Consider the following 5,789-nt stretch of genomic DNA (forward strand, 5'->3'; position numbering starts at 1 on the left):
AATGTGTTTATTTTACCTCGCTCCCGGTGCATATAAACAAATATGGACCGCTAATTAAATAACTAAAAATTTTAATTATTTTTGTGGGTTGGGCTCCCCGCCCGACCAAAAAGGCCGGGGGGGACGCCCATCCCACAATAATAATTAAAATTGTAAGTTATTTAATTCGCGATCCTTATTTGATTAGATGCACCTGTAGCGAGGTAAAATACACACATTAAAGCCCCTCTCCTGTAAGGCGAGGGGTTTGAGGAAATTTCCCACTATCGGCTCTATCGAGCGCTACAAATGTCTGTGCTGGCAGTAGCAACTACCAACTCCGAATCCAACTGCAAATCTAAATCCGTGTCGGGATTAACAGCATACAAATCGACTTTATCTCGACCCAAAAATACCCCGATCAAAGTCCCGATTCCCGCACCGCCGAGCACCTCCTCAGTCGCGATCGCCCGATCGCCCGTAACACCTGCGATCGCCGCCGCTGCTGCTGCACCCAAGGCCGTATTCTTAACTAGATTACCAACATTAACCCCCTTGGTAACAGTTTCTTTCCTAGTAATCACTTGCGAAGTGGCATTGAGAGGCACTCTGCTGCCGTTGATTATACTTAATTCTTGAGCCACAAACTGAACGCCCGAAGCAGTCGATCGCAATTCCCCACTAATTTTCGAGCCTTCGGGTATCAGCACTTGACCATTACTGCCCTTGATATCCGAAGCAACAGTCAGCGTAATCGGAGATTTGTCATTGGGGCCGAGCAAAATCTTGCCTTTTGCATACTCGACTGGAATAGTCGCCCCGCTGGGAATTTTCACAGCCACAGACTCGCTAACATCAATCTTAGCAATGTAAGGAGAATTAATTGCTCTTGCTTGATTGGTACTCACTAATGTTTGATAGATAAAAGCAGCTACTTCAGCTCGCGTTGCTGACTTGTTGGGTTTGAGAGATTTAGGATTGGGATAGCTGACAACCAACTGTTTTTCAGTAGCAGCAGCAACGCTTTTGGCAGCATAACTTTGAATCTCACCCGCATCATTATAGTAGCTGAGAACATCTTGAAAATCGCACGTAGGCTCATAGCCCATTCCGTTATTTAAAGCGACTACAACTTGAACGCGAGGAATCTGCTGTGTCGGCCTGAAAACATTGCCGGGATAGCCAGACATCCATCCCATTTCGTAAGCTTCGGCGATCGCCCCGCTTGCCCAAAAATTAGACGGAACATCGGCAAACCTTACAGCAGCGCGGGTTTTTGCCTTTTTCACAGAACGCACCATTGCCGCGAATTCAGCCCGCGTTACCGGTGCATCCGGGCGAAAACTGCCATCGGGAAATCCTTTGATAATTCCTCTTTCTGACAAATCTTGAATAAAATCTTTTGCCCAGTAGTTATTATTAACATCCGAAAAAGCTGTCTGAGCAAAAGAAGGCGCGGGAGCTAGCATCGGCGCTGCGGTTCCGGCAACTGTTCCCAAGGTTAATAACACAGACGTACCGGATTTGATGCGATGTAATACAGACATTTTTTGATTCTCCAATTTACACAATTTTTTTATTGAGGAAAACTAAGCTTTTGATAGGCTGATTGAGTCCTGCCCAACTTGCTCTTTCCCTCAGTTATGTAATCATTATTGAATGAGTTTACTTCTGGTGCGGGGAAGATACGGTATTTTAAAATAAATATTTTGATACGGCGTTGGGAATTTTAAAATGCTTAAATTCCTTAAAATCCTTATGTTCCTTATCTCCTTTATCTACCTTGTCTCTCCAATTAACAGGATTTAGGGACAAAGCCATTTGATATTAGTTAACTATATTAACTGAGATGTTGCACCCTTCTCAATAAGCTTTTTATGAACAGGCAAGATGCCTGTTCCACAAGAAATTCACTCTTTGTGGAACAGGCATCTTGCCTGTTCTTGAGAATGGTGCAAGATGTGAGTTAACTAAAAGTGAATATAATTGAGTCGATCGAGAAATACCTGTTTGTTGCTTATGAGTAGCCTGACGTTTGCCTCTGCCCATCAACTAGCGCGAATGATTCGCGATCGCCAAGTCTCTGCCGTCGAAGTTCTCGACGCTTACCTTACTCAAATCGCAAAGCACAACTCGCAATTAAACGCCATTTGTACGCTGGATGAAGACAATGCTCGTACTAGAGCAAGACTTGCGGATGAAGCCCTAGCCAGAGGAGAAAACTGGGGTGCTTTACATGGGGTTCCCATCACGATTAAAGACATTTTTGAAACAGCCGGACTCCGCACCACAGCAGGCTATATTCCCCTCAAAGATTATGTGCCTCAACAGGATGCAACTGCTGTTGCGAGATTGCGGGCAGCAGGTGCTGTCATCATGGGAAAAACCAACATGGCGGAACTGGCTGCCGATTATCAAAGCACAAATTCTCTGTTTCCACGGGTGAATAATCCTTGGCATCTTGACTACACACCTGGTGGCAGTTCCGGGGGCAGTGCCGCTGCTGTCGCCGCCGGACTTTCACCGTTAGATTTGGGGAACGATTTCGGGGGTTCGGTGCGTCAGCCTGCTCATTTTTGCGGCATATATGGTTTAAAGCCGACAGATCGCCGTATTTCTACAGCAGGGCAGATTCCTGAAGTGCCGGGAATGCCGCTGTGTATTCGGCAAATGATGACAGTGGGGTGTTTTGCTCGATCAATCGAAGACATCCGGCTATGTTTTTCGTTAATTGCAGGCGCGGATCTGCGACGCCCTGATGTCCCGCCGATTCCGCTCGATAGACCCTCTGGCAAGCCTTTGCAGCATCTCAAAATCGCTTGGAACGATGAATGGGCCGAAGTTCCCGTTGCTTCTGAAATTCGAGCAGCTATGGAGTCGATCGTGCAGACACTCTCTCACGCAGGTGTCCAAATCGAACGCTGGCTTCCCAAAGACTTTGAGCTTTCCAAAATATTGAATCTCTACGGACGGATCTCAATGTACCTCACTATCTACGCTCAACCGCAGGATAGATATAACGTGCGTCGTAGTTTAGAGTTAATCTTCCGCACCGCAACCCAAGGCGACAAGGAACTCCGAAAATTGGGAGATTTCAGCAGATTCCTACCTGAGATATTGAATCCAAGTTTGAAAGGATATTTCGAGGCACTCACACAGCGCGATCGCTTCACTGCCCATATAGATGAGGCATTAGAACCGTGGGATGTATGGCTTTGTCCCGTTGCTGCAACCGCTGCGTTTACTCACCGTCCCGCTTGGAGTGCCGTTGACATTGATGGCAGATCCTATCCTCATGCAGTGGCAAACGGGGCTTACACCATGCCTTCTAATCTTAGTGGACATCCTGCCGTGGTAATTCCAATTGGACAAACTCAAAATGGTTTACCGATTGGAATGCAAATTGTTGGTAAGCGGTGGCGTGAAATGGAGTTGTTGGCGATCGCAGAAGCGATCGACAAAGTGGTTGGTAGTTTGCAACACCCACCTGGTTACTGAGCATTTTATAAAGTTTCACTTGATGGTCAAGAATACAATCAGTGGTAGGGTGCGTCAGGTTTGAGATTTTCAATGTGCACGGAAAGTATTAATCTGACGCACCGTTTTTTGTGGGCGTGCGTCAGTTGTGAGATTGTTAGTTTGTAGTGAAAATAATGCTAGGTGACGCACCCTACTTCATTTTTACTGATGAGTGGTGACTGATGTCTAATGACTAATACTTGCCATCGGTTCCCAACTGGTCACATCTTCAAACAAAGATTGATAGCCCGCTGCATTGGGATGGAGACCATCCGAAGTTAGACACGAACTACACCAAATATTGCCCCGAGCGAGCCATTTATCAAAAATATCTAAATAGGGAATTCCCCGCAACTGACAAGCTAATTTCGTTGCTTCTTTATAGCGATATTGGTCAGCCTGACTGTAATACAAACAATCTTGAAAAGGCATTTTACTTTCATCCACCGGCACCATCCCGATAAATATCACCGGACAAAGTTGTTGGGACACGTTTAACAAATTATCCAAAACAGTTTTAAAATGTTCAAAAGCAGTGTAGCTGCGCCCGGTAGGTGACTGCACTCTCGCCGAATCGTTGAGGCCGACGGAAAGAATAATCGCATCCGGGACGCGGTTTCTGAGCTCGCCACGCTGGCGAAACTCGTTTTCGAGCCGCTGGGCGACTTGATAGGTGCGATCGCCCCGAACGCCCAAATTGTATAAAACGTGTCCTGCACTCTCCGGTAACATCCACTGGCGCCGCAATCTTTCCACCCAGCCACCGCCTACACCGTCGCCGAAACCGTAGATTAAGCTGTCGCCGAAAGCAATCAATCTGAGGGGATGAGAAGTTACCCGATGCAAGTTACCAAAGGAATAGGCTGTTGCTGCCTGCATAAGCAATGATACTCAGTTAATAAATTATGAATCTTGACATACTAAACTAGAATGTAACATTACATAAAGTAGGTAGTCTCATGGTTAAGCGTCCAACCTTCGATTCAACTCAGCTAACCCGTCGCGCGGAAGAGTTGATCGCTGCTGCATCCAACCGCTATCGGATTACGGTACAGGTGGCGAACCGCGCCAAACGCCGCCGCTATGAAGATTTTGACAATATGGACGACCATCAAATGATGAAACCTGTAATGCGGGCGATATTTGAGATGTCGGACGAACTGACTCAGCCGGAAATTATCGGAGATATCTAGGCTTCGGGAGTTTTGAGTTTTGAGTGGTGAATTGCCAGAAATTTTTGTCAACTCACAACTCAAAACTTTGTCAAACTAGACTGGTGCAGGCGAAAAACCCGGTTTGTTTTATATACGCAAGCCAAGGTCCCGATCGCACTTCTAAAAAACGCTTTTTACAAAATCGGGAGGGTCCCAACCGGGTTGATTTTCCTAAGTCCTAAAATTAGAAACTAGGACTCGGCTGGCGGGTAAGATTATAAAATTATTATATGTCTGAAATTGTCAAAACCGTGAATAAATTAAAGCGGGGCTTAAGTTTTCTGTTGGTTACTTTGAGTGTGGCGATTTTCACGCTTTTGAGTTGGGTATTGGAATCGGGCGAACTGAGTCTGTCAGCTTTGGAACCTTCGCTGCTGCGGAGTTCTGAGTCGGCGTCGGTGCAGCGGGTGGCTCAACAATCTCCGCAGTCGCAAGTGAGGGTGCAAGATGCGTGGAAATTTGTGTATGAAAAATTGCCGGATTTCCCGATCGAGAATAACTACATTTCCAAGGAAACAGGAAAAGTCGATCCTACCAATACTTTAGTCGGGCGGTTGATTCGATATCACGTATTTGTCAAAGGACGGCCGCCCAATTACCGCTTTGATTGGAAGTTGAGTTTAGCTGACTATTTGGGGGCGACTCCCGATTATTTGGTGGAAAGTGTGTATCCCGGAAACGATGTTTTGCGGTCAAATCCGATGGAACGGGATCGCGCTGCTATTCAAAGTTTAAATAGAGCACAGCGGGATGCTTTGGTTCAAGCTTTGGTTGATGTTTTTACGGAGACTTCCGGGCGTGGGCGCACACCGACGGCGGGGGAAACACAACAGCGATCAAACACACCGACAATACCTCAACCCCAGCCCGGAGATGCTAAGTTGCTGATACCTTAATACTCAGGGCTGCAGAAACCGGGTTTTTTACTGAAATACTGCATCCGGGCCTTTAACACTGGTAAAAAACTTCGTTTCTTTCGTATTTAGGGGTAATTCCTACTAAGGATCGGGAATTAAATAATTTACACAAGTTTGTGGGATGGGCGTCCCGCCCGTCCAGAAAGGACGGGCGGGACGC

Annotated in this window: 5 protein-coding genes; 3 read left to right on the top strand and 2 right to left on the bottom strand. The window is 46.5% G+C overall.

Translation table 11 applies throughout. The features are described from left to right. Positions 1-272: 272 nt before the first annotated feature. Positions 273-1,526: an S-layer homology domain-containing protein gene (locus tag ACUVJL_RS24975; protein WP_445248299.1), complete on the bottom strand. Its 1,254-nt coding sequence runs from the start codon at positions 1,524-1,526 to the stop codon at positions 273-275. A gap of 472 nt (positions 1,527-1,998) precedes the next feature. Here ACUVJL_RS24975 and ACUVJL_RS24980 point away from each other — a divergent pair, with 472 nt between their 5' ends. Beyond that, the gene (locus ACUVJL_RS24980) at positions 1,999-3,477 is read left to right on the top strand and encodes an amidase (RefSeq protein WP_445248300.1); all 1,479 of its coding nucleotides are present in this window, start codon (positions 1,999-2,001) and stop codon (positions 3,475-3,477) included. Between the two features lie 207 nt (positions 3,478-3,684). Here ACUVJL_RS24980 and ACUVJL_RS24985 read toward each other — a convergent pair whose 3' ends face one another. Then, the gene (locus tag ACUVJL_RS24985; protein WP_445248301.1) at positions 3,685-4,377 is read right to left on the bottom strand and encodes a GDSL-type esterase/lipase family protein; all 693 of its coding nucleotides are present in this window, start codon (positions 4,375-4,377) and stop codon (positions 3,685-3,687) included. Between the two features lie 80 nt (positions 4,378-4,457). Between ACUVJL_RS24985 and ACUVJL_RS24990 the strand changes: the two genes are divergently transcribed. Continuing rightward, the gene (locus ACUVJL_RS24990; RefSeq protein WP_332960225.1) at positions 4,458-4,691 is read left to right on the top strand and encodes a DNA-directed RNA polymerase subunit omega; all 234 of its coding nucleotides are present in this window, start codon (positions 4,458-4,460) and stop codon (positions 4,689-4,691) included. Positions 4,692-4,942: 251 nt separating this feature from the next. Then, positions 4,943-5,608 carry a hypothetical protein gene (locus tag ACUVJL_RS24995; RefSeq protein ID WP_445248302.1) on the top strand — a complete coding sequence of 222 codons (666 nt, stop codon included), beginning with the start codon at positions 4,943-4,945 and terminating at the stop codon, positions 5,606-5,608. Positions 5,609-5,789 lie beyond the last annotated feature (181 nt).

The sequence above is a fragment of the Microcoleus sp. OTE_8_concoct_300 genome (assembly GCF_031383065.1).
In the GTDB taxonomy this organism is placed as follows: domain Bacteria; phylum Cyanobacteriota; class Cyanobacteriia; order Cyanobacteriales; family Microcoleaceae; genus Microcoleus.